The organism is Sphaerobacter sp. (assembly GCF_019683595.1).
Classification (GTDB): Bacteria; Chloroflexota; Chloroflexia; order Thermomicrobiales; family Thermomicrobiaceae; genus Sphaerobacter.
The window spans coordinates 1-3,892 of the sequence record NZ_JADGHZ010000253.1; the positions used below are offsets into that span (position 1 = coordinate 1).

Here is a 3,892-nt window from a genome sequence, read left to right on the forward strand (position 1 = left end):
GCACGACACATTCCGGCCGGCGGCCGAGGGCGCTATGATGCTTCGAGCGAGCGACCAGACTGAGAGGAGAGGAACGGACACAATGACGGGACGCATGATCGATCAGGAGGTGGAGCGGCTGACGCCGCAACTGATCGAGGATCGGCGCTATTTCCACCAGCACCCCGAGCTGGCCTTCCAGGAGGAGAACACGGCCCGAGTGGTCGCCCAGCGGCTGCGCGAGCTGGGCCTGGAGGTGCGCACCGGAGTGGGGCGGACCGGGGTGGTCGGCGTGCTGCGCGGTGGGCGGCCCGGTCGCACCGTGCTTCTGCGGGCAGATATGGACGCTCTCCCGATCGAGGAGGAGAACGACGTTCCCTACCGCTCACAGAACCCGGGCGTGATGCACGCGTGCGGCCATGACGCCCATACCGCCATCCTCCTCGGCGTGGCGACGATCCTTGCGGGGATGCGTGAGGAGATTGCCGGGAATGTCACGTTCGCGTTCCAGCCCGCCGAGGAGATCGTCAGCGGTGCCAAGGAAATGATCGAAGCGGGAGCAATGGCGGATCCCCCCGTGGATGCCTGCTTCGGCCTGCACGTCTGGCAGAACCTGCCGGTTGGGGTGATCGGCGTGCGATCCGGCCCGCTCATGGCCGCCGGCGACGCATTCCGCGCGGTTATCCGTGGCCGCAGCGCTCATGCCGCCGAGCCGCACCGCGGCATTGACGCGACGCTCATCGCCTCCCAGACCGTCGTCGCACTCCAGTCGCTCGTCAGCCGCGAGGTGTCGCCGCTGGAGTCCGCGGTCGTCACCGTAGGCCAACTCCATGCCGGGACCGCGAGCAACATCATCGCCAGCCACGCGGAGCTGGCAGGGACGGTGCGCACCTTCGACAAGGAGGTCCGCCGCCACCTCAGCGAGCGAGTGCCGGCGCTGATCCGCTCCATCGCGGAGGCAATGGGGGCCGAGGCGGAGGTCGAGTACAGCTTCGGCGTCCCGGCGACGGTCAACGACCCGGCAATGACCGAGATCGTGCGCGCCGCGGCGGCTGAGGTCGTCGGTCCGGAGAACGTGGTCGAGGCCACGCCGACGATGGGCTCCGAGGACATGAGCTTCTTCCTGGAAGCCGCCCCCGGCTGCTACTTCTTCGCCGGATCGAGCAACGAGGGCACCGGGAAGACCTTCGGCCACCACCACCCGCGCTTCGACATCGACGAGCAGGTGCTCCCGATAGGTGTGGAGACGCTGGTCCGCGCCACCCTCGCGTACCTGAACGGCTCAGAATAGTCCCCAACCTGGCCGGGGCTCTTCGCGCCCCGGCCAGATCTCCCCTTTGCCCTCTGACTCCACTCCAGTCAAACCGGGGCTCCCTCCTGGAACCGGGAGGGAACCGGCCTGCCCTAGTCTTGTGCCGGCAATGAACTCGTCCGATGTGGGAGCGCGAAACAATCGCGCAAGCTGGCACAGATGTTGCAACGTTCAGGGAGCCTTCTGTCCGCATTCGTCGTTAACGGTTTGATGCAACCACGCATACGCGAATGGCGGGCGGGAGGATGTATGCCGAGTCGACCGATGGGCTCATGCGCCCGACGCATGCGTGATGCGGATACGATCCCCTTCCGCGCCATCGTGGCACGTGGACCGCCGCGATAGCCCATGCATCGGAAGTGACCGAAGGACTCCAGCAGAGCTCCATCACCACAGCTCGGCGCCCGCTTCCCGGTCTTGGTGGCACGGAGTGGACCGTGGCAGCGGGGTAGGAAGTGAGGGACAGTTCATGGTGAGCTCGGTTCGGGCGCGGCGCGCGCGCCGCCCGAGCGGTATGCTGGCGCGCGCCATCAGGCTCGTCAGCGTCTTGGCGTTGATCGCCGCACTCGGCGCAGCACTGGTTCCCGCCGGGCCGGCCAGCGCCCAGGCAGACCGCTGGGTCGCCGTCGGTGGGGACGACCAAGACAATGACTGCCTCGAGGAAAACAACCCGTGCGGCACAATCCAGCACGCGATCGACGTGGCCGACAGCGGTGACACGATCCACGTGGCGGCTGGTACCTACCATGAGGATCTCACGCTGCCGGCCGACAAGAGCGACCTGACGCTCAGCGGCGCTGGCGCCGACAGCACGACCATCACCGGTGTTGCAGGGAACAAGCTCTTCACTATCACGCTGACAAGCGCCGATACGACGATCGAGGGCTTCACCATCCGGAGACCTGCCGGGGTAGAGAACTCGATCGCGATCAGTTGGGGCTACCAGGGTAGCGGCTCGACGGTCCGGGACACGATCATCACCGGTTACCCGACCGGCATCTACGTGTCCTCGGACGTTGACGGCGCCACCATCACCGGTAACACCATCAGCGGCAACGGGAACGGCATCCTGCTCGAGGCGCGGGCAGACAACGTTACCATCACCTCGAACACCATCACCGGCAACAACGTCAAGAGCCTCGAGTCGGAGGGCGGTGCCGGCATCCGTGCCCTCTCGGCATTCACCGGGAGTGGAAACCGCATCGCGTTCAACCGGATCGCGGGCAACGTCGATGGCATGGGGATCAACAACCAGTCAACGACGGTCCTCGACGCCACCAACAACTGGTGGGGCTGCAACGAGGGGCCCGACGACGACGGCTGCGATACCGTTGCCGGCTCGGTCAACCTTGACCCGTGGCTGACCTTCACGGTGACCTCCGACACCGCCGAGCTCGACATCGGCGAGGAGGCGACGATCACCGCGTCACTCACGACCAACAGCGACGGTGGCGACACCAGCGGCGACGGCACGGTGCCGAACGGTATCACGGTCGGCTTCGACGTCGATCCCGCAGGTGCCGGTACGCTCGATCCGACGAGCACGAGCACCGCGGCCGGCGCGGCCACGGCGACCTTTACCGCCGCGGCCGCCGGCGAGGCGACGATCTCGGCGACTGTCGATAACGCAACCGCCTCGACCACGGTCACGGTGACCGGCGAAGAGCCGCCCGCGGTCGAAAAGATCGAGCTCGTTGCCTCGAACACCTCGCCCACGGCCGGTGAGGAGGTCACCCTGACGGCGACGGTCACGGAAAGCGCGGGCGACCCGGTCGCCGACGTGACCGTGGAGTTCGCCGTCGACGGCGTGCACGACACGTCCGGCGAGGGAACCACCAACGAGGACGGCGAGGCCACCTTCAGCTACACCGGCTCCTTCGCGGGCACCGACACGGTAACCGCCACGGTTGCCGGAACGGACCTGAGCGACAGCGTGGAGATCACCTGGACCGTCGTTTCACCACCGCCCGTGCAGTTCCCGCCGTCTCAGGCCTCCGAGCCGAAGGCCGGCTGCATCTTCTTCACCCAGACGCAGCACAACCTCTGCGCTGGGTTCCGCTCTTACTGGGAGCACTTCGGCGGCCTGGCGACGTTCGGCTACCCGGTGACCGAGGAGTTCGTCGAGAACGGCCTGACCGTACAGTACTTCGAGCGCGCCCGCTTTGAGTGGCATCCCGGCGCTTGGCCGGAGCGCTACGACGTCCTCCTCGGCCTGCTCGGACGCGACATGACCGCCGGGCGCGACGAGGAGCCGCCCTTCCAGCGGGCGAATCCCGGCGCGGCGGATCACTGCACCTACTTTGAGGCCACCGGCCACAACCTCTGCTTCGGCTTCCGGTCTTACTGGGAGGCGTTCGGCGGACTGGCGATCTACGGCTATCCGATCAGCGAGGAGTTCGTCGAGCAGAACCCCGATACCGGCGAGCTCTACACGGTGCAGTACTTCGAGCGCGCCCGCTTCGAGTGGCATCCGGGCGAGTTCCCGCCGCGGTTCGACGTGCTGCTCGGCCGCATCGGCGCCTGGGCGCTGCACCAGCGCTACGGCACGCCGTATCCGTAGCACATTCCACCCCACAACCCCCCAGGGAGGGGGCGGAGTCC

General features: G+C 67.2%; 2 protein-coding genes. Both read left to right on the plus strand.

Annotated features, from left to right (window positions below):
• Positions 1 to 82: 82 nt before the first annotated feature.
• Entirely contained in the window at positions 83 to 1,270 is a 1,188-nt protein-coding gene (locus IRZ30_RS16150) for a M20 family metallopeptidase (protein ID WP_294086627.1), read from the plus strand.
• A 490-nt stretch (positions 1,271 to 1,760) separates the two neighbouring features.
• Entirely contained in the window at positions 1,761 to 3,851 is a 2,091-nt protein-coding gene (locus tag IRZ30_RS16155) for a pectinesterase family protein (protein ID WP_294086630.1), read from the plus strand.
• Positions 3,852 to 3,892 lie beyond the last annotated feature (41 nt).

Coding starts and splice junctions, on each gene's coding strand:
- IRZ30_RS16150 (WP_294086627.1), top strand. CDS start 83: ATGACGGGACGCATGATCGATCAGGAGGTGGAGCGGCTGACGCCGCAA.
- IRZ30_RS16155 (WP_294086630.1), top strand. CDS start 1,761: ATGGTGAGCTCGGTTCGGGCGCGGCGCGCGCGCCGCCCGAGCGGTATG.